Consider the following 26994-nt stretch of genomic DNA (forward strand, 5'->3'; position numbering starts at 1 on the left):
GAGTACTGTTTGCCGCCGTTGGCAAACGTCGCTAGCTCGTACTGGGTCTTAGATCGTTGCACCTTGCCACTGCCGTCATAGGCCCAAGATGATGTGCCTTTGGGGGAAACGTAGACAACCTTGCCCCCCTCCTCTTGGAACATCACCAGGCGGCGGTGCAGCCAACTGTGAAACTTTTGCTTCAGGCTTGACCGCTTTCTGCCGCCTTTGGGACGCCAGCCCTTGAGATCTTCAAAGACGATCGTGCTGGCTCCAGGCTCCAGGGCGAAGTTGACAAGTTGCCGCGACACTTGCTGAGCAATGTTGGCGTTGATGCCCCTCACCTTGCGATAGGGAGTTTTGGCGAAACCACGGTGCAACGTTTTGGTCTTTCTCGCCTTTTGGCGAATGATATTGGCCTGTTTGTCGCGACGGTCTATGTCAGAGGACGGATGGATGAATTTCCGAGCCAATACAGTGCCGTCAGGGCAAACAATTGAAGCTGTGGCTAGGGTGTTAATCCCTATGTCCACACCACAAACCACATCACCCTCCCAAGTCGGTGGAGTGATGCTAAAGGGCACTGCTAGGTGGCAGTGCTTCTCTGAAATCGCTAGGTAGGGCGACTTCATTGCGCCGGTTAGGTGCCGTTTTCGCTTGCTAGCAATGGGCACCTCAGCCCAAACCCAATCAGAGCCGTTCCATACCTTAATGGAGGCCACCAGTAAGTCGTCGTCGAACTTAACCGATTGCCCTTTGTAGAGGGCCGGGTAGCACCCTGCCTCTACGTTAAAGACAGGTGGCTTTGCATCACGGCGGTTTCTCATCCCTACTTGCCAATCCCGGTATCGAGTTAGGTAGGACGAAACCTGACCCTTCACAAATTCAATTGCCGCCCGCCTTAGGGAAGACGGGAACTTGTAGAACCGTGACTCGAAGTAGCGGTACTTTGGCAACGGGTTCTTACTGGTGCGATGGATTAGCTTCTCTACTGCTGCACAAAAACTGGGGACGGCTACCAGCTTAGGCCGATGAGCCATGATCACATAGCTCAGCGCTTTGCAGTAAGCTCGGTACTGATCAATCGTTGCCAGAAGGCGAAGTCTTACTTCTGGCGATGGATCTAAGCCCCACTTGTCAGTGCGTACAATAGCTTTACCCATATTCAAGATGTTAGGGCATAGAGCAGGAATTTACTACCCTAAAAACCAGAAATCATAGGGCTTACAGGCTTTGTTACCCTCTGGTTTTGTCAATGAAGTATCGGCATAAATGCCTGACCGCAGAGATGCTTGGGTTAGGGGTGCTATTCCGTGACCTTCTGGTGAAGTGGGGCCGGGAATTGATTGAGTTCGGCGGCGAGGTTGATCCAACGGTTCGACTCTCTGACTTGGTGAAAAACTTGAAGTCAGTATCAGCCCGGAAGAGGCGCCAAGAGTTTGCTGAACAGCTCCGTCCTTATTACTGGAAACCCTATTTCTGGAATCGAGCCTATGGGCTGAGAGCCAGCATTGAAACTCTCTTGAAGTACATTCAGAATCAGGATGATCCGCGTAAACTCCGCCCGCCGCTAACTAGTGAATGACACTTCGCGTTCATTCGTAGGATGCGCGGCGGCATTGCTCAAGGCGGGGGGAATTCTAGTAGTTGCCGTGGAACCAGCGGGACGATCGCCGGCAGCCCTTGAACTTCTGGGAGCACCTAATCCTGTGTTTGCCAGTATGGAGGCCCTTTCTCAACCCAGGGAGCAAACCCCTAGGACAGGGAAGACACCCCCCGCCAGCGGCCAGTAATCTGCCTTCAGGGTTGAACAGAGAGGGGCTGGCAAAGCAGTGACCTTGAACTGAGCAGAGGTTTGCGCCACAATTGGACACAATGGCTCCCTGGGAATAGTTTTCAAAAACAGTCCTCGGCGCGGTTGCCCTCCCCTCTCAAAAATCTTAAAAACATGACCCCTCCCTCTCCCGTGACCAGTTTTGGTAACTCGCCCTCCCCCGATCCCCAACTCATTGATGCCTGTGTCCACTGCGGGTTTTGCCTTGCCACCTGTCCCAGTTATCGAGTGCTGGGCACTGAAATGGACTCCCCTCGTGGCCGTATTTACCTCATGGATGCCATCAATGAGGGACAAGTGCAACTTGGGGAGGTCGTACAGCACTTTGATGCCTGCTTGGGTTGCTTAGCCTGTGTCACCACTTGTCCGTCGGGGGTGGAGTACGATAAGTTGATCGCCGCCACCCGTGTCCAAGTACAGCGCCATTATCAGCGTCCTGTGGGCGATCGCCTCCTGCGCTGGTTTATTTTCCAAACACTGCCCCACCCTCGGCGGTTGCGTGCCCTCCTTTGGCCGCTCTGGCTTTACCAAAAACTAGGCTTGGCCAACCTCGAAAAGCAATTGGGACTCCTCAAGCGCCTGCTACCCAAATCTCTGGCAGCCATGTATCAACTGCTGCCGCCCCTTTCGGCAAAAACATTTCGGGATCGCTTTCCTGAAGTGGTGCCTGCCCAAGGAAAAAAACGCGGACGGGTGGGGGTCATTCTCGGCTGTGTGCAACGGCTCTTTTTGCCTGAAGTGAATGAAGCCACAATTGCCGTTTTAAGTGCCAATGGCTTTGAAGTGGTGTTGCCCCCCCAACAGGGGTGCTGTGGTGCCCTGCCCCACCACCAAGGGGAGGAGGAGCAGGCAAAAAGCCTCGCTCGCCAGATGATTGACTGTTTTGCTGCCGCCCAGGTGGATGCGGTCTTAATCAACGCCTCAGGTTGTGGCCATACCCTCAAGGAGTATCCTCGCCTTTTGGCGGCTGATCCCCACTACAGCGATCGCGCCCGTGACTTTAGACAAAAGGTGGAGGATGTCCAAGTTTTCTTGGTCAAGCAGGGTTTGGTGACACCTCTACATCCTCTGGGCGATCGCCCCCTGACCTTGGTCTATCAGGATGCCTGCCACATGCTCCACGGTCAAAAAATCCGCCTTGAACCGCGTCAACTCCTGCGGCAAATTCCCCAAGTGCAACTGCGCGAACCGCTCGATGCAGCACTGTGCTGTGGCAGTGCGGGGGTTTACAACATTCTCCAACCCGAAGTAGCAGCGGAATTGGGGCGCCAGAAGGTGCGTCACCTTCTCAATACTCGGCCCGATGTCATTGTCTCAGCAAATGTGGGCTGCACGCTGCAATTGGGTCAGTATCTCCGAGAGCAGAGTAGCCCGGTGCCCATTTACCACCCAATGCAGCTACTAGAGTTGGCCAGTCGTGGTGAGAAGTTACCCGCTTAGGCAATGTCGGGGGGTACCCCCAGGATGGACTGCACCTGAGCCAGCAGCTTCCCGCGTTCCACTTCCCAGCCCCGTTGACCATTGGTTTCTAGGATAATAAGGCTGTCCACCGGCTCTGCAGCCAACAGTTGAAACAAAAGGGGAATAATCGGCATTGGCACCGGCAGCAGAGATGTATCACCGGCCTCTTGAGCCATTGCCTCACTGCCATAGGCATAAATGACGTTCTTTTCCCGATGGGGCGGGCGCTGTTCCTCAAGGGTAATTACCTGCCACTGCCCCTCGCGGGTTTGGAGAACGTAGTAGAGGGTTTGGCTGTAGCGCTGGGCTTCCGCGTAGAGGATAGGGGCGATCGCTTGGACTGCCCCCTTGGTGGAGTCATCGGGAGCGTTGGCAATGAGTTCATCCAGCTGGGCGAGTAAGTCCACAACGCCTCCTTGGGAGGTTATTAAAGAACTATTCCTTAGCCTCAAGGGCATCGAGATCTAGGGCACGGGAGCCACCTGTACTTAAAATTGTCAGCACTTTCCCCAGTTGATGCCACACTAAAAGGGCAGTCGCGATCGTCAGCACAAAGGCAATTACCATACTCACAGCGGCGCTGAAACCGTAAGTCCACAATCCCGCCATCAGGAACAGCCAGATGCCGATGGAAATGCCCAAGTAGGGCAACTGCAGGCGGGAACCGCGCAATTGACTTAAAACGCGAGTGGAGCGACTGCGGTTCCATTCTTGGACACTCTGCTTGAGGGTGGCTTCAAAAGCTTTACCACTGGTCAACCCCATAAAAATACCAGCCAGTAGCAAGACAATCGGTGGATCAAACACGGGATACCTAATCCTTCTTAGACGCTCAAGGACAGTTGACAACCACTTTCCAGCCTTAACTGGCCACCGCCAAAGAATTGCTTTCTTCCTCTTTACCTAGCGTGTGGGACACAGAGGCCTTGAGGGCTTCCCATGCCACATCAATCAAGAAGAGGGGGCGCAGCTCAGACTTGACCAAATTCCAAAGGCGTTGCACCTCTTCGGTGTGGAGGCGGTCATCTTCGGTTAACGCTAACACAATTTGCCGCCGCAGGTACTGTCCCTCCTCCGAAAAGAGATACTGCAAGCCTAGGGTTGCCGTTGGCGCTAGGTTAAAGTGCTCATCCTGGCGGGCAATTGTAATCAGATTTTCCAGTCGTTGCCACTGAAGACGACCATCCTTGAAGAGGACATCCAACAATCGTCGCCGCAGTTGGGGCGATTCTCCTTGGAGCAGACGCCGTGCCACATAGGGATAGCTGACATCCACAATGCGGAAGTTGGGGTTGAGGCACAGGGCAATGCCCTCTTGAGTAACAAGGGAGCGAATGATCAGGGCAAACTTGGCGGGAACCCGGAAGGGGTAGGCATACATCAACTCAGAGAAGCGATCCGTGATTGCCTTGAAGTTGAATTCGCGGACACTGGAGCCAATCACCTCCTCAAACACTGACTCAAGGGCAGGGATAATCGGCTTAATATCCGTTTCCGGAGTGAGGAAGCCCAGTTTAACAAAGTCCGCTGCCAAAGCTTGATAGTCCTTGTTCACCAAATGCACAACAGCATCCACAAGGGATTCCTTGGTACTCTCCTCCAGTTGATCCATCATGCCGAAGTCAATGTAGGCGATCCGACCATCGGACATGGCAAAGAGGTTCCCTGGATGTGGATCTGCATGGAAAAAGCCAAATTCTAACAGTTGCCGCAGACCCGAAATGACGCCAATACGAATTAGCTCATCGGGATTGACCCCCGCCGCCAGCATGCAGTCAGTACGGGTGAGCTTAATGCCGTGAATCCATTCCAAGGTTAGCACGTGCTCACTGGTGTACTCCCAGTAGATTTTCGGTACCTTGACCGTGGGATCATCGCGGAAGTTAGCGGCAAATTTCTCAGCATTGCGCCCTTCATTGAGGTAGTCAATTTCCTCGTAGAGCTTACGGCCAAATTCATCCACAATGTCCCGCAGATCGTGGCAAAGGTTAATGGGGAGCCAAGGTTTGACCCACTGCACCAAAAGCCGAATTAAAAATAAATCACGGGTAATTACGGGCAAGAGATTGGGGCGCTGTACCTTGACGGCCACCTCTTCGCCACTGTGGAGTTTTGCTCGATAGACTTGACCGAGACTAGCAGCCGCCACCGGTTGGGGTGAGAATTCGGCAAAAATATCCCCCAAGTTTAAGTGCAGATCTCGCTCAATGATGGCAATGGCAATCTCATTGGCGAAGGGGGGCAGTTTGTCCTGCAGCAGGGTGAGTTCTTCGAGGTAGTCAGGGGAAATGAGATCGGGGCGGGTGGAAAGGGCTTGACCCACTTTGATAAAGGTTGGGCCTAGGCGAATTAGGAGTTTGCGCAGTTGCATCGCCCGCAGGGGACGCTGAGTTTCCTGTTGACCGAGCCACTTGTCCCACTGCAACAGCAGCCAGAATGTTAAGAAGGATATTGAAACGTCCAAAAACCGCCAAATTACTTGCCAAGGGTGTCGCCAGTAGTAGCGGGCGATCGCCTCTGGATCATAACGACGATGACCAGCACTTCGGATAGCAGATACAGGGGCAGTCACAACTTTTTCACCTTATTCTCTGAAACCCAAGTTACTACAGCCCTCTCCCCTTGCCATGGGTGTTTTCACGGAGCACGTTTGGAAGCAACGTAACTGACTATCGCAATTGTGAGGAGTTCGTTGATCCCCATCCCTAGAGGAGTGGTTCTTTTTGAGTTTGCTTAAATATAGTATAGAAAACTACATATAAGCCCTACCAATTAATAAAATTCTTAACAAAAGTTTAAGATTGGAGGTTGAAGGAAGTGGGCAGCCGATTGAGCTGAATTTGAATAGGTTCTGGGGTGCGGATTTGCCGATAATGGTACCGTAGGGCATCTTTTTATTCACACCCTTCCATGGCCAACAGGATCATTGCCACATCTGTTCTTGAGGAATTGTTGGCGCGGTTGCCTCGCCTGCGATCGCAAGTGTACTTCAAGACATCGCTGACGGCGCTCTCCCACGCAATGGAGGATCAGGTTTTAGCCAATGAGGATGCGCCGATCATCATTGCCTGTTTTCAGCGGGAGCGCTTTTATCGCCAAGAAGCCCATCGGTATCAACGCATTGCCACAAAGTCTCATCATGTTTACGTCTTAGCCGCCCCCGAAACCGAGTTTGCCAACTGCTCTGGGGACTATGAAACGGTTGCCTTTGATCCTGCCGATGCCCTCAGTCAAGAATGGCATCTAACCGTCTTGGGCAAAAATTACAGTACTTGCTTGGTCTGCCGCGAAGTCCAGCGATCGCCCGCCAACCGCTTGGATGTGTTGCCGCCAATGGATGCGGCGCGTCGCTTTGAGGGTATTTGGACTTTTGATCGGCAGGTGGCAGCCACAGCCGCTGAAATCCTCCTCAACCGTATCCGCGAGTACCGCCCTGAACTAGAGGAGAAACTCAGGGAAGGTCTGGCATGGGTTGAGACCTATCGCCAGGGGGAGGGGGGCAATAGCGATCCTGCCCCCTTTGTTGATCGCCTAGTGACCTATCTTCAAGCAGGCCAGTACAAGCAAATCAAAGCCTATCGCCAAATTGCCATTCAAGAGCGCAAGGAACGCCTCACCAATGCAATTACCACGGCGATTCGCAACTCCCTCAATCCCACGGAAATTCTCACTCGCGCGGTGGTAGAGCTGGGGGAAGCCCTCAAAGGGGATCGCTGTCTGATTTACCGCTGCCGCAGCACCGATACGCGGGTGCGCATTGAGCATGAGTACACCAGTGGTGCCCTCCCCTCCTTGCAGTACCAGTACTGGCCCGTGAGTGAGCACCCCTACACCCAGCAGGCACTGGCTCATCAGCAGGTTATTCAGGTGGATGATGTAGCGGCTGATCCCCACTACGAAGCCAGCCGTTTCAAGGCACTTGATGCCGCCGAGGTCAAGGCACTCCTACTGGCGCCGGTGCTCTATCAAGGGCGGCTTTTGGGCATTGTGGAACTGCATCGAGGCGAAGCCCTGCCGTGGCACGATATGGATGCCGAGTTGGTGGAAGCGATCGCCACCCAAGTGGGGGTTGCCCTGATTCAGGCGGAGGCCTACGCAGATTTGGAGGAACTCAATGCGCAACTGGAGGCCTTGGATCGCACCCGCAGCAATCTAATTGCCATTACGGGTCATGAACTGCGCACGCCCCTTTCAACGATTCAAGTCTGCCTGGAAAGCCTAGCCAGTGAACCTGATATGGATCCAGAAATGCGGCAGGTGATGTTGAGTACTGCTCTTGCCGATGCTGAGCGCATGCGGAAACTGATTCAGGACTTCCTCACCCTCTCGCAGTTAGAAAGTGGCCGGGTGCAGTGGCGACCGGAACCCCTTCCCCTCCAAGAACTGGTAGAGCTTGCCCTCAGTAGTCTGCGCACCCCGAAGGATCAACTGCCGACAATTCGCACGGTGTTGCCTGAGGAATTGCCCTTGATCCGAGCCGATGGGGAGTGGTTGGTGGAGGTGCTCTCGAAGTTGCTTGATAATGCCTGTAAGTTTACCGAGCAGTCCGGTCAGATCTCCATTGCTGCCAAGCCTCGTCCGGATGGGCTATTGGAGGTGACCGTTGCCGACACGGGGCGGGGTATCGAGCCGGATCGCTTGGAAACGATTTTTGATCGCTTCTATCAAGAGGAAGGCGCGCTGCGGCGCTCTGTGGGTGGTACGGGGTTGGGTCTAGCCATCTGTCGCCAAATTATTACCAATTTGGGGGGGCAAATTTGGGCTGAATCGGCGGGGCGCGATCGCGGCAGTGAGTTCCACTTTACGATTCCCATTGCTGAGCCTTTTCTGGATAGGGGCTATCAAGCCCCCTAAGATAGACAACAACAGGGGGCAGCTAGCCATGAGCCAATCCTTTGCCGATGCCGCCATTGACATTTTGATTGACTTGGCCGAGCGGGGGGAAATTGATCCTTGGGATATTCAAGTAATTGAGGTCTTTGATCGCTGCTTGGCAGAGTTGGCGCGGCGGGGGGAGCCTAATCTCAGTGAATCAGGGCAAGCCTTTTTGTATGCTGCAATGCTGGTACTCCTAAAGAGCGATCGCCTAGTGGCGGTTGTTGAACCTAGGCCAGCCGAAGAAGAATTCAGGGAGCCGTCAGAGATCGGCGAAAACCAGTCCGTTAGAGTCTTACCCCCTGCCCTAGAGCAGCATTTGCATCGCCGCCCCGTAGCTCCCCCCCAACAACGGCGCCGCGTCACCCTTGAGGAGTTGATTGCCCACCTGAAAACGATGGCGGTTCAAAGCGATCGCGCCAAGGTACTGCAAGCTCATCAACCTCGCCGTCGTCGCCGTCCCACGCCCCTTAAGACAATTACCCAACTGGCTCACCAAGAAAACCTCACGGAGATAGCCGGCGAAGTGGAAAGTCTCCTTGGAGAAATGGCTCCCGCAGGCACTTGGTTAGACTTCCAAGCCCTGCTGCAACTCAAACCCGATCCCGTCGGCGTCTTTTGGGCACTGCTGTTCCTTGCCGCCCAGTCCAAGGTGGAGCTTCAGCAAGCAGACTTCTATCAAACCCTCCAGGTGCGGACTTGTGTCGCTGAGCCGATACCCCTAGAGGCCTAGGTTAGCTCTGGTAGAAACGAAAACCCCAGGGGTTTCACCCGTAGGAGTGCCTCACTTAGGGCAGCATGGAGATACCCATTCGTCGCTAAAATCCGCCCGGAGGTCAGTTGAAAAGGAGATTGATCGTAGGCAGTCACCACACCTCCAGCTTCGCGAACCAGAACCACACCCGCCGCCAAGTCCCAAGGGGAAAGACCCCGTTCCCAATAGCCATCTAGACGGCCACAGGCAATGTAGGCCAAGTCAATGGCCGCTGCACCTCCCCGCCGTACCCCTTGGCTGAGATGGGTCAGGTAGCAAAATTCGGCGTAATTATTGTCCTCGGTTTCGCGGCGATCGTAGGCAAAACCAGTAACCAAAAGGCTGTGACTTAGTTCTACAGTCCTAGAAACGCGAATCGGCTGGCGATCGCGAGTTGCCCCGAGGCCGGTGGCCGCCCGAAAGAGTTCGCGGTGAAAGGGATCATAGACTACCCCAACATGGGGTTCCCCCTCCACCAGCAAAGCCACCGACACGGCACTAAAGGGGTATTGATGGGCGTAGTTCGTTGTCCCATCCAGAGGATCGATCGCCCACAGAAATGGATTGTCCTTGAGGCCCGAAAGGCCGGATTCCTCCGCCAGTACCGCATGGTCAGGACAATGGCGACGAATCACATCCAACACCGCCGCTTCCGACCGGCGATCGGCCACTGTGACAAGGTCACCGGAGCGCCCCTTCTCTTCAATCTCACTTAATTTGCCCCAGTAGTATTGAAGGACAGCGCCCCCCGCCAAGGCTGCCTCGGTGGCAATTTCCAAATAGCGCTGCCGCTCACTTTCCGGCAGTGGACAATTCACGGCTGACATAAAGACTTAATCCTCATCGAGGGGTAGACCCAGTTGTACCCGCCCCTTGCCAAAGTAGCGACCAAATTGCAGCTCATAGACCTCGTCCTCATCTTGGGTTTCCACCTCAAGATCAGAGCGGGCGTAGCTGACACACAGGAGGGCATAACCTTTGGCTTGCAGGGCAGGGGAAAGACCCATGGCTTCGGGTTGATACACTTGGCCAGAGAGGATGCGCACTGCACAGGTGGTACAGGCGCCATTGCGACAGGAAAAGGGCAGCTCAAGGCCTTGGCTTTCAGCGAATTGCAGAATGTAGCGATCGCTGGGAACAGTAATTGTGTACGTCCGTGTGGGGGGGTCTCCCGGCTTTAGGGGACGCACGTGAATGGTCACCGTGTAGGTTTGTGGCGTACTCATGGTCTTGTTATCCTACAGCGAAAAAGGTCGTAACTACCGTCTGAAAGCATTGGTGCAAGGTCTAGCATTGCCCCTTAGTTACCATACCGCAGTCGCAACCCGCTAATGATAATGCTAGGGTAGGGACGGTTCTATCACCCACATTTGAGGGAGACCTAAAGTTATGAGTACCTTGATCTGGAGGATGCTGCCCTTGTTGTACGTACCAAAGAGGGCAAGGTTAAAATCAACCAAACCCAAGATCTAACCCTCCAGGGAGCTTTTGGGGGTTGTTAATCGGTCTATTGTTCTTCAATCCTCTCTTGGGCTGGGCTGCGGGTCTAGTGGCGGGGGCAATTTCCGGCAAATTTACCGACGTTGGCATTGATGACAACTTCATCAAAGAATTGGGACAAACTATCTCCCGCTAGCTCGGCTATTTTTACATTGGTGCGTCAAGCCACACCCGACAAAGTAATCGAGGAAATTGCTCCCTTTGGCGGCAAAGTCCTGCGCACGTCTTTGTCAAAAGAGGATGAGGCAAAGTTGCAGGAAGCTCTCAATCGAGGCAATGCCTATCCCCAGCGAAGTGACAACCTCTGGTGAACCAACGAACAGTTAGTTTGTTTTTGCTCTAGCTCTCACTCGAAATTGACTAGGATAATCTTGAGAGGCTCGGCCATTCCCTAGATACAGCCCTTTTCCCAAGGAACTTGCGCAACACTGCGAAAGCAAGTGTCGGACAACAGTCCAGTTCCTTAACCCCTATTTCAGAAAAGGGCTATCGCTGGGCATGGTGCTCACAGTTAGGGATGCCAATAGGGAGTGTTGGGGAGTGAGAACATGGTGCAGGATCAAACCAAACTAGCCACAGTGATCGGGATATTGAAACGCTTTGGCGGGCGATCGCGCCAACTCAATCGTCTAGTCCCCCTTGGGCAAAAGCAGTGGCATGCTTGTTTACCTTGGTTGCAACACTGGCAAGGGGTGGCCGGCCTCTCCCTCTTAACCTCTGTGAGTATTGCGGGGCTATCCCTATGGCTGTTGCTACGGCAACCGACAACTCCCGGCAATTGCGATTTTGTCCTTTGGCCTTTGGCATCGGCCTCCTTTCGCCTCTACTGCGCCCAACAGGCGGCGGAGCGACACACCCTTGAGGATTTGCTCCATGCCATTGATCTCATTGACGACTTGCCCCGCGATCATCCCCTTGCCTCTGAAATTAATCGTCGCTTAGAAGCGTGGTCAGATCAGGTTTTGGCCTTGGCAGAGGTAGCCTTTCATGAAGGGCAATTGAATCGGGCGATCGCCTTTGCACGACGCATTCCCCGTCAGGTTCAAGCCTATGCCAAGGTGGAAGAGCGCATTCAGCGCTGGCAAGAAATTTGGCAAGAAGGGGAGGCCATTTATCGGCGCGCCGAAGCCGCCTTAAAAAACCTTGCATGGCGAGAAGCCTTTCAAATTTCCCTCCAATTGCAATTTGTGGACTGTCGTTATTGGGCACAGGAGCAGTTTGGTGCCTTTAATGAGCGGATTATCCGTGCCCAACGGGAAGACCGGCAGTTGGATGAAGCCCGCGCCCTTATGGCACAGGGGGGAGCCGATCGCTTGGCCGCTGCTATTGAAATTGTGCGGCGAATTCCCCCTACCAGTGATATTTATCCCGGCGCGCGGCGATTGCTCAATGAGTTGGGTGAACAGTTACTTACCTCAGCAGTGGTGGCGTTGAATCGCCATGACCCCCAAGAGGCAAGGCGAATTGCTGGTTTAATTCCCCGTGATGTCAGGAGTGCCCGCAGCGCTGAGGATTTGCTGAAGTTGGCAACAGCAGAAGAATTTGCCCAAGCGGGGATGGGAGAGGATATTGATCGGGCGATCGCCCAAGCACGAACAATTACCGCAGAACGCCCCCTCTACTTTGAAGCTCAACAGGCGATTCGCCGCTGGCAAGCGGATCTAAAAGTCCTGCATACCCTCGCAGAAGCCCAAGCCATTGCCCGTGGTGGCACCCTTAATCACCTTCACCTTGCCCTCAACAGGCTCAACATTCCTTTGGTGGACGCCAGTCCCTACCGCCAAGAACAAATCCGCGATCAGCGACGGCTGTGGCAACGCCAAATTGAGATTGCCGAGGATCAACCGCTCATTGATCAAGCCAATGCCCTTGCCCGTCAAGGCACTCCCGAAGCCCTGCTGGAAGCTCGCCAACTCCTTGAGCAAATTCGCCCCCGGCGTGCCCTCTATCAAACGGCTCAAAATCGCCTCAAAGAACTCTTTCCCCCCCTTGTAACTCAAGCGGTCGGCTGGCAGCCTGATGCGGATACAGTCCGTCTCGATGAAGCCCAGCGCCGTGCTCGGGGAGGGCGCGATCGCGACTTTGCCGCTGCCATTGCCATTGCCCAAGAAATTTCCCCAAACTCCAGTGTCTATGCCGCCGCCCACCAGTTAATTGTGCAGTGGGGCAACAACATCCTAGAACAAGCGCGCTATTGGGTGGGGCGGAACAACCGGCAGGCGATCGCCACCGCTGAACTCATCCCCCCCACGCATCCCCTCTACCCAGAGGCAAGGGAATTGATCCGCGTTTGGCAAGAGGCGGAACCAGAGAAGCCTTTTTAGCAGCTTTTATTGGTTCGCGGGAGCTTCCACAAGCCGCACCCTTTTGGCAAGACCGATCGCTTGCAGTGCCCGAATCGTGATCCACGTAATATCAAATTCCCACCATTGCAGACCGTGACGTGCCGAATGGGGATAGGTGTGGTGATTATTGTGCCAGCCTTCACCAAACGTAAGCAGGGCAACCCACCAGCAATTTGTGGAGCGATCGCCCGACTCAAACGTGCGATAGCCAAACCTATGGGTGGCACTATTGACAAACCAAGTGAGGTGATACACCAGGACAAGGCGGACAAAGATGCCCCAGACCACAAAAGGCAGCCCACCCCACAGATACAGCAAAACCCCTAAAACCACTTGAAGGGGCAGGAAATACCGATTCAAAAACCGATAGACAGGATCAGTGTTAATGTCCTTGGTGAGGCGCTCTACCTCTGCCTTAGCGGGCACTTCTTGGAGCATCCAGCCCATATGTGACCACCAAAACCCCTTTTGGGAATTGTGCTGATCCAGTTCTTGGTCAGAGTGGAGGTGATGATTGCGGTGGAGGCCAACCCATTCAATGACACCCCCTTCACAGGCCAAGGTACCGCAAAAGGCAAAGAAATATTCCAGCCATTTTGGACACTGAAAACTGCGATGGGTGATAAGGCGATGCCATCCTAAGGTAATCCCCAGACCCCCGGACACCCAATAAAGGACAAAACAAAGAAGCACTGCCGACCATGAAAACAGTTCGGGCACAAATGCCAGCAATGCTCCCAAATGGACAATGCCCATAAAAAAAATCACCCCCCACTCGGGACGCTGGGGGCGTGAAGGCAACGAAGAAACAGATGTCATAGAACTCTCAAACGCATTGACAAGCCCCGCCGGACTTACAGCTAGCCCGATTGAGGCATCAGGTTGTGAATGCCTTTGCGGCTCGGCCTCAAGAGAAACCTGTAGCTTAATTGGCAAATCAGCCAACCCTTAATTTTATTTTTGCCGAGATTAGAGAGCACGTCAAGTGAAATTTGGATCGGTTATCCACCAACATCTAAGCCCCCTGACACCTGATCAAAATCCCAAGCTGGAACGACTCAAACAAGTACAGAGCCAGACCAACCCTTAGAAATTTTAGGATCCCTACTTGTGCGAACGGCAGTGGGGCACTGTGCGGGAAGATTATTCCGCCGACGGCAACGCTTGAGAATATGTTTCCCATGTTCAGGCGCGATCTCAAGCCTACTGGGGGGATGAAGATGGCCTCGGCGGCATTTGTGATGCCCGACAGCAGCTCTGTTTTGCCCTTGCCCTCCGATACCGCAATACTTGGAAGTGGACACCGGCGAAGGTTCTCGCCAAACCCAAACTCAAGCAAATGAACGCAACACTGTTCTACGAATACTTTCACGGGGATAGTGGTGTAGGACTAGGTGCGAGTCACCAAACGGCCTGGATGGGGCTGATCGCACAAATTATCATGGCGCTGAATGTTTTCGATGCCGAGGAGGTCCTGGAAATAAGGATACTTAGCCGTGGTCTGGAAACAACTCGCGGCGTTGATCAGCGCCAGCTCGCACCTGCTTAACAATCGCCCCTTTTTTTGATTTCTTGATACCGAAATTGAACAACGGCTGCAAAAACCCTAAACCTCGGTAACCCTAGCTGATTTTGGATATATTAAAGTATGCCAATATACTAGTAAATTTCCGTAAAATTACTGAGCAGTTGACACGCACTGTCCTCTACATTGGTAAAACAAAGGGAGGGATGTGGCTAGATTCAAATTGCTACTGCTTTCAACATTCATTGATTGAATAAACAGAGCATTTATATTTTGCAACGAAAGCAGGAGACATGTTAAACTGGTTTACAAAAGTTCATATTCCCCTCCTGTTCCACTTTGGCCGCGTTTGAGGTTTAGATTATGTCGCTCACACCCATGACTCGTTACTACATTCGCCGTCTGCTTGCAGAGCGAGCTGAATCCCTTGGGTTAACCGTGAGTAGCACCGAAGATCACAGTCAAGCCTTTGCCGATCAACTGGCGCGTCTAGAGTCCTTAGCAGCAACCAAGTTGGCAGAGATTGATTTAATTGTTCGGATGCACCAAACCCTCAGCCGCAATGGCCAAACCTACAACCGCTACCTTGCCAATTTAGAACAAAAGCTCTTTGCCATCATGGGTCTAGGGGGGCAAGTCTGCGAAGAATTGACAGAGATCACCCTGCCTCAGCTCGAAGAGACCAAGGGTACCGCAGCAAAAGTCCTCACCTTGGCTGAAGTGCTAGAACACTTTAATAAAGTTGGTGATATTGCCCAGAAATACCTTGGCAAAATGATTGTGGCCAACTATTGGCGGGGTACTCGTCCCCACAGCAGTTGGTTTGCTGACTTTACAGTAACCAATGAAGGTCGTGTGGTTTATCAATCGTACCAGTCCACCCATGATGTGTTCCTTAGTGAGGAGCAGCTAGAGCATTTGCAAAGTTGGCTAGAAGCATTTATTCGCCAGTGCCAGCGAGTGCTGCCCCAATTCACGAAACAACTGCAAAAAGCAGGGGTACGGGAAACGGTTCTAGCTTAGAAAAGGGCGGTATGCGAATTGTCTTTGCGGTTCTCTGGCTGGGATTGATTGTCTATAGCTTTGGTTTTGCACCCCCAGATCACCCGCAGACACTGGTGCTGATTCAACGACTAGCTACAGGAGACTGGCAGGGCATTAACCCCCTAATTGTCAGTCTTTTTAATCTTATGGGCGTGTGGCCACTGATTTATACTGCATTACTGGTCGTGGATGGCCAAGAACAGCGATTTCCAGCGTGGCCATTTGCTGTCTTGAGTTTTGCCGTGGGTGTGTTTGCCCTATTACCCTATTTCATCCTGCGCCGGCCGGCACCGATCTTTACAGGAGAAATCAATAGAGGTGTACGCCTTGGGGAATCACGAATTACGGCCACTGGCATTGGTCTATTGGCTGTGGGCTGCCTTGGTTATGGTTTGATCGCAGGCAATTGGGCAGACTTTTGGCAGCAGTGGCAAACCAGCCGCTTTGTCCATGTGATGACCCTTGATTTTTGTCTGCTATCGCTATTGTTTCCATTCCTTCTCGTTGATGATTGGCAGCGGCGGGGTATAGAGAATTCGCCGTGGCGGTGGTGGAGTGTTGTGCCCTTACTGGGAGCATTGGGGTACTTACTTTTGCGTCCACCTTTAATTCTCTCGAAAAAAAGTGTGGCATGATACAAAAAAATGCCCCTGAATTGGTTTTACTCATCTGTCAATGCTGAACTCTACACCCAGAGCGAGATTCACCGGCGTTGAGAGAGTTGTGTTGTTGGGGGGATAGGAATGCCAACAGCACCTCTGCGATCGCTACGCCATCCATTGAACCACCATGGATTGACACACGACTCATGAACAAAGATCAACCCTTGGCACCCGTCTTTCGCCACATGGCCAGTGGCTTGTTTCCATCCACAACTGAAACCTACGAACGTGGGAAAACCATTTTCTTTCCAGGGGACCCAGCAGAAAAGGTTTATTTTCTCTTCAAGGGCGCAGTGAAGCTCTCCCGAGTGTATGAAGCAGGTGAAGAAATTACGGTGGCACTGCTGCGGGAAAATACGGTGTTTGGCGTGTTGTCCTTGATTACGGGCACCCGCTCCGATCGGTTTTACCATGCGGTGGCATTTACAAATGTGGAACTATTGGCGGTTCCCATCGAACAGGTGGAAAAGGCAATGCACGAGGATGCAGAGTTGCTGATGTTTATGATTCAGGGGTTGTCATCGCGCATCTTACAAACGGAGATGATGATTGAAACCCTTGCCCACCGCGATATGGGATCTCGCTTGGTCAGCTTTTTGCTGATTCTTTGCCGTGATTTTGGCATTCCCACCAGTGCTGGCATAACCGTGGATTTAAGGCTTTCCCATCAGGAAATTGCCGAGGCCATTGGTTCGACGCGGGTAACTGTGACGCGTCTATTGGGAGAACTGCGAGATCAAAAATTGATCTCAATCCACAAAAAGAAAATCACAGTCCACAATCCCCTCATGCTGAGCCAGCAGTTTACCTAAGGGTTGGTGGTTGTCACCAGTTGACCATAGTCCAGTTTAATCAGGCGATCGGCGACATCAAAGTAGCGATCGTCATGGCTAATCACAAACACCGTTTTGCCCTGGGCTTTTAGCTCTGGCAGAAGTTGGCGGTAAAAAATCTCCCGAAAGAGGGGGTCTTGATCCGCTGCCCATTCATCAAAGAGATAGGCGGGGCGATCGTCCAGATAGGCCATCAACAAGCCCAAACGCTTGCGCTCCCCTTGGGAAAGAGAGGTTGTGGAAAAGCGGTTACCTTCCAGGCGGACTTTGTGGCTCAAGCGCAATTTCTCAAGATAAGCGGGAACTGCTGCCAAGCGTTCGGGGGATTCAATGCCCAAGAGTGAGTCAAAAAGATAAAAGTCACTAAAAACTGTGGCAAAGTGTTGGCGATACCATTCATAGTCTTCAGGCTGCAAACAGTGATCATCCACCCAAATTTCCCCCTGATCGGGAATGTAGAGTCCCGTAATAATTTTGGCGAGGGTAGATTTGCCACTGCCATTGCCACCCACAATAAACAGGAGTTCGCCAGCTTGGACGGTCAAACTTAAAGGCCCTAGGGTAAACGTTGCCGGTTCGTCCTCACGGTTGCCGTGGTATTGATGGCGAATCTGTCGCAGTGAGAGGGTTTTCCAGCCCAAGGGGGGGAGTTCCCCACGACCCTCAATGTCTTGGCGGGGATCTCCAAGGTTCAGGTGCAGGGATTCCACTTTTTTTAAGGCAACGCTGGCACGACTAAAGATAGGAATAGCATCAATTACCTGTTGCATCGGCAGCATTAGATAAATAATCGTCAGAACATAGCCTGAGAGAACCGTTGGTGTGGCTTGGAGCAAATGGGGCAGCGTAAAGAGAAAGAAGCCAATCGTCACAAACAACAGCAACTGTCCCCAACTGGCAGCAATGGCAAAGACCATGTACCCTAGTTCGTTTTGCTGCCGTGTTTTCTGAGCAGTGGGTTCTAGCTCCCCATAAAAGAAAGCCAAGCGCCGTTGTCGGTTGAGCTTGAGTTCTTTGTTGCCTTCAGTCAGTGTCCGAAAGTGTTGAAAGAGGTGATCCTGTTGCTGCCGCGCCTGCTCTAGGAATTTTCGTGCTCTGCCCGCTAGAAACAAGTAGCTGCCAGTACCGATGGCAATCAAGGCAACAAGAGCAAAAAAGAGGGGCGGCGACAACCAGCCCATGTAAATCAGACAGCCAATGACAATGGCAATGGCATTAAAAAGATTGGGCAGGACGGAAAAGGAACGGGAGACGGCGTCCACGTCTTCTGTCAGCGTCGCAAGGAGTTGAGGATGACCAATGGCTTCTAAGTGGCGTAGGGGTGAGGCGAGAATCTGACGACTGAGGAGGAGACGCATTTCATAGACCGCCTGTTGGGCAGCCCGCACCAGCAGAACTTGGGAGCTAAAGTGAGTGACTAGTAGAAGTGTGCCGAGGAGAATAAATCCCCAAGGCAAGAGCTGTTGTAGGACAGGGGTTTTCTGGAGAGCCGCATTAATCAGGGCAATGAGGGCAGCCGTGCTGCCACCGTTGAGAAGCCCAGCGATCGCTGCTGCAACAATCGTCGGCCAAGCCGCCTGTAATAGAATCCGAAAGAGCTTCACGACTCTGTGGTCTCATCAGGGGCGGGGGTGGACTCGGACTCTTCGAGATTTAACTTGGGAATAAAACTGGGGCGATCGGCATTTTCCCACCCGAGGGGACGTTTCGAGTTGTACCAGGCAACAAGGCCAATACTCACCGCAGCCACAAGACCCAGCAGCAACACCCCATAAAAGGGGACAAAGTTACCAGTCCCCACGGTAAAGCTAATCCCCAACAACCCCATGATTTCCCTCGTTAACATATAGAACACCACTATATCAATGCAGCGACTGCTTTGAGAATCCTTGGCGTTGGAAGCGGCTGTGTTTGCTAAGGTACAGTACAAGATAAGGAAGTTTTGCTGATCCGGTGCGCGGCAAGTTCCGCCGTACCGCTGCGCGGGCGCAAGCCAACAGGCCGGGTAGGATGTCAATGTAGTCCCTCTTTTCATCAATTAACCATGAGCGATCGCGCCCTTCGACCGGCTGTTGTGGCTGCTGTGGAGCCTGGTTCTATTGCCGCTGAGTTGGGATTTGAACCCGGAGACGCTTTGGTGGCCATTAATGGCGATCGCCCCCGCGACTTGATTGACTATCGGTTTCTCTGTGCCGAGGAATACCTCACCCTCGAAGTGCTGGGCAAAGACGGCCAAACCTACGTCCTCGAAATTGAAAAAGACATTGATGAAGACTTAGGACTGGAGTTTACCACGGCCCTTTTTGATGGATTGATGCAGTGTAACAATCGCTGTCCCTTTTGTTTTATTGATCAGCAACCCTCCGGTAAACGGGAGAGCCTCTACGTCAAGGATGATGACTACCGCCTTAGCTTTCTCTATGGCAGTTACATTACCCTGACAAATCTGCTGCCCTCGGAGTGGCAACGCATTGCCCAACTGCGTCTTTCTCCCCTGTATGTCTCTGTCCATGCCACAGTGCCCAGCGTTCGCCAGCGCTTGCTGAAAAATCCACGCGCCGGGGAAATTCTCCAACAAATTCGCTGGTTTCAAGAGCAACGGCTGCAACTTCATGCCCAAGTGGTTGTCTGTCCGGGCATCAATGACGGGGAATGCCTTGAGCAAACACTGCGGGATTTAGCGCAGTTCTATGATCCGGAGGAACCAACCGTGCTTTCAGTGGCAGTGGTGCCCGTGGGGCTGACCCGCTTTCGCCCTCCTGAGGATGAACTGATTCCTGTCACCCCTGACCATGCCCAAGCGGTCATTCAGCAGGTACAAAGGCTCCAACAGCACTTTGAGCAGCAGTGGCAAACCCCCTTTGCCTGGTTGGCGGATGAATGGTTTTTGATTGCTGGCTGCCCCTTACCCCCTGCCGCCCACTATCAGGAGTATCCTCAACTCAGTAATGGCGTGGGCACAATTCGCCTGTTTTTAGAAGAGTTTGACCTTCACGCCCAACAGCTTCCCCAACGCCTACCGCAGCCACGCCATCTCAGTTGGGTGGTGGGCAATGCGGTAGAACAAGCCTTTGCACCCCTAGTGGCTCGCCTTAATCAGATTGAGAACCTGCGCCTTGATCTGTATGCCCTTGCCAGTGACTATTGGGGACAGCAGATGTCGGTCACGGGTCTGTTGACCGGCCATGATTTGATCTATCACCTAAAGGGCAAGCCCTTGGGCGATCGCCTACTGCTGCCCAGTCTCATGCTCAAGCACGATGAAGCAGTCTTTCTTGATGATGTGCCCTTAGCCACGGTGGAGGAGGCGCTAGAGGTACCAATTCAAGTGGTCTCCGGTGGCGCGGCAGGGATTATTGCCGCCTGTACCCATCCCTAAAATGGCCGATCTTGCCCCTTGGGATCCCCGCGACCTATAATGACTGGATGCTGTTCGCTGCACACCCAACACTATGGTTGCCACCTCGTCCCGTCCGATTCGCATTGGTTCCCGCAAAAGTCAACTGGCTCTTGTGCAAACGGAATGGGTACAGGCGCAACTCCAAGCTCGCCATCGCGATCGCGCCTTTGAGGTGGTAACCATGACTACCCAAGGGGACAATATCCTTGATGTCGCTCTTGCAAAAATTGGCGATAAAGGACTCTTTACCAAAGAGCTAGAACTTTCAATGCTGCGGGGCGAAACTGATTTAGCCGTCCACTCTCTCAAAGATTTACCCACCAAGTTGCCGGAGGGCCTAGTTTTGGGCGCGATTACCCAGCGGGAAGACCCAGCGGATGCCCTTGTCTTGGGGGCGAAATGGACCGGATATACGATTGAGACCCTCCCCCCAGGCACGGTGATTGGTACTTCCTCCCTGCGCCGCTTGGCCCAACTGCGCCACTCCTATCCCCATCTGACGTTCAAGGATGTGCGGGGGAACCTGAATACCCGCCTTGCCAAGTTGGATGCCGGGGAATACGATGCCTTGATTTTGGCGGTAGCCGGTCTACGGCGTTTGGGATTTGGCGATCGCATTAGCCAAGTCTTACCCGCAACGGTTTCTCTGTACGCCGTGGGTCAGGGCGCCTTGGGCATTGAATGCCGCGCCGAAGATGCCGACATCTTGGCCTTGGTCAAGACCCTCGAACATCCAGAAACAGCAGCTCGTTGCTTAGCGGAGCGAGCCTTCCTAAGGCAATTGGAAGGGGGCTGTCAAGTGCCCATTGGGGTACATACGGTGATTGAAAATGGCCAACTCACCCTCACAGGCTTAGTGGCGAGTCTCGATGGCCAACGCCTTGTCAAAGACAGTCTCACAGGGGAGCCTGCCAAGGCCGAAGAACTGGGGATGCGCCTTGCCCTAAAGCTGCGCGAACAGGGAGCCGCAGAGATTTTGGAAGAAATTTTTGCCACCGCACGTCCTGAACGGTAATTAGTTACCACGGACTGCCAACTATCGTAAAGGCAGCCCAGAAGTAAGGATGGCTCAAGGAGCGATCGCCCACCGCAAGTGCTGGGGGTAAGGGAATTGCGCCACGAATCGTTCGTAGTTCATTCCCCTTGACTGTAATATCTCCTCGCAACATGGCCAATTGAGCTTGGCGTAGTGCTTCCGCCTTGATGGGGGCTGTATTCAACTGATTGTAAAAGCCTGTCATCAAAGCCAGTGTCCCCTCATCACTGACATACCACAGACTGGCCACTACCGACTTTACTCCTAACTGCACCGACAACCCGGCAAATCCCAGTTCTGCATCCAAGTCACCTACTGCTGTGCGACAGGCACTCAGGGTCAGTAATTCCGTTTCCGGACGATACAGGCGTAAATTCCGCAACTGCAATAAATTCAACCGCCCATCAGTAAAGACAATATAGGAGTTTTCAGGAGACCCTGGCTGAAACTGAGCATGGGTTGCCAGGTGGATGATTTGATAAATTCCCTGCCGATGCTGCCGCTGCAAGTTGGGAATCGTAAAGTCAGCATTGAGGAACTCCGTACCCCCCCCTAAATCCTTAGTAATTTGGTCTAGTTCTATGGGTACAGCGGGTAAGGGAGATTGGTCTTTGAACTCCGATGCCCCCATCGCCAGAATTTTCGCCCGTTGAATGTTGCGATAGCGCCTATCCGTTAAGCTCATGCTGGGCACGAGTGCCAGATTAAAACGTTCAATCAAAAAGCGTTGACCATCATGGAGCGCCGATAGAGGGACAGTCCGCAGGCCACTGTCAAGGACAAAAACCAAGGTTTCAATGCCTTGGGCATCCAATTGAGGTCGCAAAGGAGCGATCAACCATTGATAAAGTTGCTGGGATGCAGGTAGGTAGGCACGAGTATTGACCAAGCGTGGGTCACGAATACTATTGGTAAACTGGTTCGCCGTTTTTAGAAGCTGCTCCCGCCCAACTGCCCGCACAGGTGCATAAATCGTCTCTCCCTCAGGCGTCACCATCATCAAATCCAGTTGGGTAGGGCGTGCCAGTGTATAGATGACGGCTGGCTTCTTACCTGTTTGCTTGGCAATTTCATTTAGAGCAGCTTGCAAATCCTTGATCGATAGCTCTGGCTGGTTACAAAGCCGACCCAAGTAACTTGTTATCTCTTGGCAACCTCGTTGGTCTAGAAGAGGGATAGCACGGCTTGGATTGTTCCTTGCTAAAGCAATTTCAATCTCTTTTGTTGAGAGAATAGGAACCGGGAAGCCTGTGACTTCAATCGAGGGGAGGGTAACTGAGGGCGGAGGTTGCAGCAAATTATTGTAAGAAGGACTAGGTTTAGAAGGGTAAGAAGGAGGAGGGTAATAAGTCTGGGAAGCAACAGGCAAAATCCATTTACTCGATACTAAAACTAAATTAATCCAGCAGGCTCCCGTAATACTGCCCAGAGCGTATGCAAGCAGAGATTGGAAGCGACGAGTTAACATACGGAGTTTACCTTACTAGAGGATTTAAGAACTAAAATAAGCTATTCAATACAGATCGCAACTTAAACCGGAGGGCGATCGCCGTCAGGTTATCATGGCCATTGACTTGATTTCCTAGGTCAATCAATTTATGGAGCGACTGACTGAGGGGGATACTAAAGTCGAGCATCGGGACTAGGTGGCTAATAATATGGGTCTCGAGGCAGCGATTATCGGAGAGGCCATCGGAGCAAAGTAAAACCAGCGTATCTTCTTCGATGTCTAAGTCAATCACTTCCGGGTGGATGGCCTCATTGTGGCGAGGGCCGAGGGCTTGGGTGAGTTGGTAGGCATCGGGGCGGCCATAGGCAATTTCTGGTTCGACCCCCTGCTGGATCAGACGTTGGCCCACTTCGTGATCTGTAGTCAGTTGTTGCAGCCCTTGGCGTTTAGTAAAGCGGTAAATGCGACTGTCTCCGACATGACCTAGGCGAAGATGGTAGTTTTGGACTAACGCCATCACTAGCGTTGTGCCCATGCGGCCACTACCTGTTTTTGCTTTTTGATCATTGGCGGCAAAAATGACCTCGTTAGCACGGTAAATCGCGTTGCGAACCTCCTCAGCACTGGGAAGTTCTCCCTGCCATGGCCAAGTCTGCTCGAAGTAGTCATGAACGGTTTTCGTGGCCAAGGAACTGGCAACTTCTCCTTCAGCGTGCCCCCCCATGCCGTCACAGAGAACATAGACCCCCTGAACTTCTAGTTGTTGACCGTTGGGAGTCATGCGCACCTGCTGCCGATGATTGATGAGATAGAAATCCTCGTTGTGGTGGCGATCGCGCCCGGTGTCGGTGTGGGCAGCAACATCTACTTGAACCAGTTGTCGCGGTAAGAGGGCAGTTGGTGCATCCTCAATGGCAGTGTGATCTTCCTCCACTGAGAGGGGGATGTCTGGCAGTTCATCAATCAAATCACCCCTACTTCCGCCTATCCCCTCCTCACAGTTTGGCAAAGGTTCACCAGGCAGGGTGGAAGCAAAGGAGTCGAGTAACATCTGAATTTCTGAAATTTTCTCTAAAGGCGCTGTACTCAAGGAAACTAAGAGGGGCAGGAAAACGGCTTGGCGGCGATTAGAGGCATGGGCAAACAACTCCTGCCAAACACCAACGAGACTGAGGGGTGGCGTGGGTCGTTCAAAGGTTTCCACTAAAGGCAAGGTGAAGTCGAGCTGATGCAGCCACAATTGATTGTCAGGGTTGACGGCTAAGTTCTTCACGGTGAGCAAGGAATAATGGCAGTGCCACGGTTCTAAGATTTTCCAGAGGTCGATCATGTCCTCTAGGTACTGAAAAATTTGCTTATCGGAAATGTTGTCGTCTTGCCAAACATCCTGTAGAGGGCGAGCAGTGGGATTGTAGTCGAGAATAATGCCGTGGCAATAGTTGGCCGGCAGGTTGCCGGTGGAAACGGTATCTAGCCAAGCATCGTGGATAGGGGGAATCGTTTCGGGATAGACAAGGTGCAAGGCAAGGTAGGCGATCGCCACCGCACTGAGGTTGGGGTATTGCGATTGCAGATGGGGAATAACCACACTGGGGTCGAGAATACTTAGCCCCTGTGCCCAGTCCTGAGCCGTTGCCCGCAGGGTTTCTAGCAGTGTTGGTTCCTCAGGCTGTAGATCCTGTACCAATTGGGGTAAATCACAGGCGTAACGGTGATCCCAGCGTTGATAGCGGTGTTGTGGGTCAAAAAAGGCGGCGGCATTAGGAGGATTGGTGTCCTGCTCAAACACCGTTTCCTCAGAGTTGCGGTTGGGAAGAGCCAAAATGGGGTGATTAGGATAGGCAGGATAGAGAACACCCCACCAAAGTTTGAGGTTTTGATCCGTTTGAGCGGTAGGCATTAGAGCAGGTGAGTCAGCAAAAAACGCACAGCGACGACCACACCTTGCGGTATGGGAGGGGTATCCCCTATTGTATAGCGATCGCCCCAGGACGGCCCTTCTCTATGTCCTGTTCCTGCTTTTTATCACTATTCTTCAACCATTGCCATCAAGGGAAATGATTTTGGCAACAGTGTTGAGGACACTTGACTTGCCACAGGCTGATGCAAACGGATTAACTGTGCCAAGGTTGACTTCAGTTGGGTGCGCGGCACAATCACATCCACAAAACCACATTTTTGAACAAATTCGGCAGTTTGGAAGTCATCGGGCAGTTTCTCCCGCAGCGTTTGCTCAATAACCCGCCGCCCCGCAAAGGCGATCGTTGCTTTTGGCTCGGCAATAATAATATCTCCCAACATGGCAAAGCTAGCGGTCACACCTCCAGCGGTTGGGTGTGTCAAAACAGGGATATAGAGCAGGCCGGCACTGCGATGACGCTCAAGGGCAGCAGCAGTTTTAGCCATTTGCACCAAGCTGAGCATCCCTTCCTGCATGCGGGCACCCCCAGAGGCACAGACAATCACAAGGGGAATATGCTCCCAGGTCGCGCGCTCAATCAGGCGGGTGATTTTTTCACCCACCACGCTGCCCATACTGCCACCCATGAAGGCAAAGTCCATCACCCCTAGGGCAATCGGTAACCCCTCCAGTTGGCCAAGGCCCGTTTGTACGGCATCCTTAAGACCGGTTTTCTCTTGATACTCCCGCAGGCGATCGCTATAGGGCTTGCGATCCTTGAATTGCAAGGGGTCACAGCTCACCAGATTTTCGTCTAAAGGACGCCACGTGTGCGGGTCAATGAGCTGTTGGATGCGCTCACTGCTGCTGACGCGGTGGTGATGGCCACACTCTGGGCACACCAGTTGATGGCTATGCAGATCCTTGCTGTAGATCATCACGCCACAGGCTTCGCATTTGGTCCAGAGACCATCGGCTATTTCTCGCTCTGGCTGCATGGGCGTGAGGGGGGCATCTTTGCGGCGATTTGCAAACCAATCAAATAAAGACATTGTAGAAAATTCCCTTTAACGTTCAGTTCTCAAATAGCGCGTTTGTATGGGTCTCCCCAAGGAGTGTCCACTAAGAATAATTACTTATCATCCCACTTTGTTGCATTTTTGCAATATATCGCACAAGCTTGAGAAAGTATGCAAGAGCCTGTAGGTGGATCACCGACCCAAGGGGGAAGTTCGGTGTCACAATAGGAAAGAAGTTGACAGTTTGCAGCGTAGCACTGGGTTAAATTTATGTCCATGGTTGCAGTTGTGGTGGCGATCGCTATCCTAGGAGTTCTGATTTTTGTTCATGAATGGGGGCACTTCATCGCTGCCCGCAGCCAAGGCATTCATGTCAACCGCTTTTCCATCGGCTTTGGTCCTATTCTTTGGAAGTTTCAGAGCAAGGACACCGAGTACGCCCTGCGCCTGATTCCCCTAGGGGGCTATGTGGGCTTTCCAGACGACGATCCCAATAGTGACGTTCCTGCCACCGATCCCAATCTCTTGAGCAACCGTCCGATCTTAGACCGCGCCATTGTCATCAGCGCGGGGGTGATTGCCAATCTGGTTTTTGCCTATTTGCTACTGCTAGTGCAAGTGGGCGTCATGGGAATTAGTCAGGCCACCTACCATGAGGGGGTGCTGATTCCGGCGCTTGTCCCCGAAAGTAGCCTTGTGGCCACCAAAGCAGGCATTCAGCCGGGGGATTTGGTTTTAGCCGTAGATGGCCAACCCTTGGGGGCCGATGCCAATAGCCTACCCAACCTGATGCGAGCCATTCAGCAACATCCGCAGCAACCCCTGACCCTGACGATTCAACGCCAAGGGCAGATCAAAGAGATCACCGTGACGCCAGAGGTGAGTGAGGACGGCAAAGCCCGAATTGGGGTTCAACTAGCGCCCCATGCGGACATCCATCGTGAGCATACCCTAAACCCGATTAAGCTAGTTACCGCCGCAGCAGCGGAGTTTCAGCGGGTCACTGTACTCACCCTAGAGGGGTTTCGGGAAATTTTCCAGCACTTTGATCAAGCGGCTCAACAGGTCTCTGGACCGGTGGCGATCGTGGCGATGGGGGCAGACATTGCCCGCTCCAATGCTGAACAGCTCTTTACGTTTACGGCTTTGATCAGCATTAACCTTGCTATCATCAACATTCTGCCCTTTCCGGCTCTTGATGGCGGTCAGCTACTCTTTTTATTGGTGGAAGCGCTGCGGGGTCGTCCCTTGCCCAATCGCATTCAAGAGGGTGTGATGCAAACGGGGCTAGTTTTGCTCCTCGGACTTGGGATGTTCCTCATTGTTCGCGATACCGTGAACCTCACGGGCTTGGACTGGGTGCAGCAACTCTTTTAA

At 52.8% G+C, this 26994-nt stretch carries 25 protein-coding genes and 1 pseudogene; 14 read left to right on the forward strand and 12 right to left on the reverse strand.

Going from position 1 to position 26994, the window contains the following annotated elements:
• Positions 1-1142: transposase (locus tag Q0711_RS07915; protein WP_299042237.1), on the reverse strand; the 1142-nt coding region annotated here is incomplete at its 3' end.
• Between the two features lie 17 nt (positions 1143-1159).
• On the opposite strand from Q0711_RS07915, the gene Q0711_RS11700 reads away from it, so the two are divergent.
• The 3 genes from Q0711_RS11700 to Q0711_RS07925 all read left to right on the forward strand — a co-directional run bounded on the left by Q0711_RS11700 (position 1160) and on the right by Q0711_RS07925 (position 3253).
• A complete protein-coding gene (locus tag Q0711_RS11700) occupies positions 1160-1564 on the forward strand; it encodes a transposase (RefSeq protein ID WP_366142724.1) in 405 nt (134 codons plus the stop codon).
• A gap of 67 nt (positions 1565-1631) precedes the next feature.
• The gene (locus Q0711_RS07920; protein WP_299042240.1) at positions 1632-1772 is read left to right on the forward strand and encodes a hypothetical protein; all 141 of its coding nucleotides are present in this window, start codon (positions 1632-1634) and stop codon (positions 1770-1772) included.
• Positions 1773-1927: 155 nt separating this feature from the next.
• The gene (locus tag Q0711_RS07925; RefSeq protein ID WP_299042243.1) at positions 1928-3253 is read left to right on the forward strand and encodes a heterodisulfide reductase-related iron-sulfur binding cluster; all 1326 of its coding nucleotides are present in this window, start codon (positions 1928-1930) and stop codon (positions 3251-3253) included.
• Here the strand turns inward: Q0711_RS07925 and Q0711_RS07930 are convergent.
• From Q0711_RS07930 to Q0711_RS07940, 3 genes are read right to left on the reverse strand one after another with little or no spacing between them, the layout of a single operon-like run.
• Positions 3250-3681: a hypothetical protein gene (locus tag Q0711_RS07930; protein ID WP_298617719.1), complete on the reverse strand. Its 432-nt coding sequence runs from the start codon at positions 3679-3681 to the stop codon at positions 3250-3252. The two genes, Q0711_RS07925 and Q0711_RS07930, sit on opposite strands and share 4 nt — an antisense overlap.
• Positions 3682-3709: 28 nt before the next feature.
• Positions 3710-4081, reverse strand: a complete 372-nt coding sequence (locus Q0711_RS07935; protein WP_298614003.1) for a hypothetical protein — start codon at positions 4079-4081, stop codon at positions 3710-3712.
• 55 nt (positions 4082-4136) lie between these two features.
• The gene (locus Q0711_RS07940; protein WP_298614002.1) at positions 4137-5846 is read right to left on the reverse strand and encodes an AarF/ABC1/UbiB kinase family protein; all 1710 of its coding nucleotides are present in this window, start codon (positions 5844-5846) and stop codon (positions 4137-4139) included.
• 338 nt (positions 5847-6184) lie between these two features.
• Between Q0711_RS07940 and Q0711_RS07945 the strand changes: the two genes are divergently transcribed.
• A complete protein-coding gene (locus tag Q0711_RS07945) occupies positions 6185-8128 on the forward strand; it encodes a DICT sensory domain-containing protein (protein ID WP_298614728.1) in 1944 nt (647 codons plus the stop codon).
• 28 nt (positions 8129-8156) lie between these two features.
• Complete coding sequence (locus Q0711_RS07950) at positions 8157-8882, forward strand: ScpA family protein (protein WP_298614730.1); 726 nt, start codon at positions 8157-8159, stop codon at positions 8880-8882.
• Here the strand turns inward: Q0711_RS07950 and Q0711_RS07955 are convergent.
• Together Q0711_RS07955 and Q0711_RS07960 are read right to left on the reverse strand one after the other, a co-directional pair.
• Complete coding sequence (locus tag Q0711_RS07955) at positions 8879-9730, reverse strand: inositol monophosphatase family protein (protein ID WP_298614732.1); 852 nt, start codon at positions 9728-9730, stop codon at positions 8879-8881. The genes Q0711_RS07950 and Q0711_RS07955 overlap by 4 nt on opposite strands.
• A gap of 6 nt (positions 9731-9736) precedes the next feature.
• Entirely contained in the window at positions 9737-10129 is a 393-nt protein-coding gene (locus Q0711_RS07960; RefSeq protein ID WP_298614734.1) for a 2Fe-2S iron-sulfur cluster-binding protein, read from the reverse strand.
• Between the two features lie 171 nt (positions 10130-10300).
• Between Q0711_RS07960 and Q0711_RS07965 the strand changes: the two are divergent.
• Both Q0711_RS07965 and Q0711_RS07970 read left to right on the forward strand, forming a co-directional pair.
• Positions 10301-10714, forward strand: a pseudogene (locus Q0711_RS07965) (DUF1269 domain-containing protein); the annotation flags it as partial.
• Between the two features lie 237 nt (positions 10715-10951).
• A complete protein-coding gene (locus Q0711_RS07970) occupies positions 10952-12727 on the forward strand; it encodes a hypothetical protein (protein ID WP_299042247.1) in 1776 nt (591 codons plus the stop codon).
• Between the two features lie 6 nt (positions 12728-12733).
• On the opposite strand, the gene Q0711_RS07975 is transcribed toward Q0711_RS07970, so the two are convergent.
• Positions 12734-13567 carry an acyl-CoA desaturase gene (locus Q0711_RS07975; RefSeq protein WP_298614738.1) on the reverse strand — a complete coding sequence of 278 codons (834 nt, stop codon included), beginning with the start codon at positions 13565-13567 and terminating at the stop codon, positions 12734-12736.
• Between the two features lie 520 nt (positions 13568-14087).
• On the opposite strand from Q0711_RS07975, the gene Q0711_RS07980 reads away from it, so the two are divergent.
• The 4 genes from Q0711_RS07980 (at position 14088) to ntcA (ending at position 16791) form a co-directional block, all read left to right on the forward strand.
• Positions 14088-14297, forward strand: coding sequence for a hypothetical protein (locus Q0711_RS07980; RefSeq protein ID WP_298614740.1), 210 nt, complete (start codon positions 14088-14090; stop codon positions 14295-14297).
• Positions 14298-14636: 339 nt separating this feature from the next.
• Complete coding sequence (locus Q0711_RS07985; RefSeq protein WP_298614743.1) at positions 14637-15296, forward strand: hypothetical protein; 660 nt, start codon at positions 14637-14639, stop codon at positions 15294-15296.
• A gap of 11 nt (positions 15297-15307) precedes the next feature.
• A complete protein-coding gene (locus tag Q0711_RS07990; RefSeq protein WP_298614746.1) occupies positions 15308-15952 on the forward strand; it encodes a DUF2834 domain-containing protein in 645 nt (214 codons plus the stop codon).
• A gap of 173 nt (positions 15953-16125) precedes the next feature.
• Entirely contained in the window at positions 16126-16791 is a 666-nt protein-coding gene (gene ntcA / locus Q0711_RS07995) for a global nitrogen regulator NtcA (RefSeq protein ID WP_298614749.1), read from the forward strand.
• Here the strand turns inward: ntcA and Q0711_RS08000 are convergent.
• Positions 16788-18416 (reverse strand): cyclic peptide export ABC transporter, encoded by a 1629-nt coding sequence (locus Q0711_RS08000; protein ID WP_298614752.1) that lies wholly within the window; start codon positions 18414-18416, stop codon positions 16788-16790. The genes ntcA and Q0711_RS08000 overlap by 4 nt on opposite strands.
• Entirely contained in the window at positions 18413-18640 is a 228-nt protein-coding gene (locus Q0711_RS08005) for a hypothetical protein (RefSeq protein ID WP_366142441.1), read from the reverse strand. The genes Q0711_RS08000 and Q0711_RS08005 overlap by 4 nt, the downstream gene beginning before the upstream one ends.
• Positions 18641-18856: 216 nt before the next feature.
• Between Q0711_RS08005 and Q0711_RS08010 the strand changes: the two genes are divergently transcribed.
• Both Q0711_RS08010 and hemC read left to right on the forward strand, forming a co-directional pair.
• Complete coding sequence (locus Q0711_RS08010) at positions 18857-20191, forward strand: TIGR03279 family radical SAM protein (RefSeq protein ID WP_298614757.1); 1335 nt, start codon at positions 18857-18859, stop codon at positions 20189-20191.
• 73 nt (positions 20192-20264) lie between these two features.
• Positions 20265-21227, forward strand: a complete 963-nt coding sequence (gene hemC, locus Q0711_RS08015) for a hydroxymethylbilane synthase (RefSeq protein ID WP_298617714.1) — start codon at positions 20265-20267, stop codon at positions 21225-21227.
• Positions 21228-21231: 4 nt separating this feature from the next.
• Here the strand turns inward: hemC and Q0711_RS08020 are convergent, their stop codons facing one another.
• From Q0711_RS08020 to accD, 3 genes are all read right to left on the reverse strand, one after another.
• Complete coding sequence (locus tag Q0711_RS08020; protein WP_298614761.1) at positions 21232-22338, reverse strand: CHAT domain-containing protein; 1107 nt, start codon at positions 22336-22338, stop codon at positions 21232-21234.
• Between the two features lie 409 nt (positions 22339-22747).
• Positions 22748-24598, reverse strand: coding sequence for a serine/threonine phosphatase (locus tag Q0711_RS08025; protein ID WP_298614764.1), 1851 nt, complete (start codon positions 24596-24598; stop codon positions 22748-22750).
• Between the two features lie 128 nt (positions 24599-24726).
• A complete protein-coding gene (gene accD / locus Q0711_RS08030) occupies positions 24727-25650 on the reverse strand; it encodes an acetyl-CoA carboxylase, carboxyltransferase subunit beta (protein WP_298614767.1) in 924 nt (307 codons plus the stop codon).
• Positions 25651-25887: 237 nt separating this feature from the next.
• On the opposite strand from accD, the gene rseP reads away from it, so the two are divergent.
• Entirely contained in the window at positions 25888-26994 is a 1107-nt protein-coding gene (gene rseP, locus Q0711_RS08035; RefSeq protein WP_299042251.1) for an RIP metalloprotease RseP, read from the forward strand.

The organism is uncultured Thermosynechococcus sp. (genome assembly GCF_937958135.1).
Lineage (GTDB): Bacteria > Cyanobacteriota > Cyanobacteriia > Thermosynechococcales > Thermosynechococcaceae > Thermosynechococcus.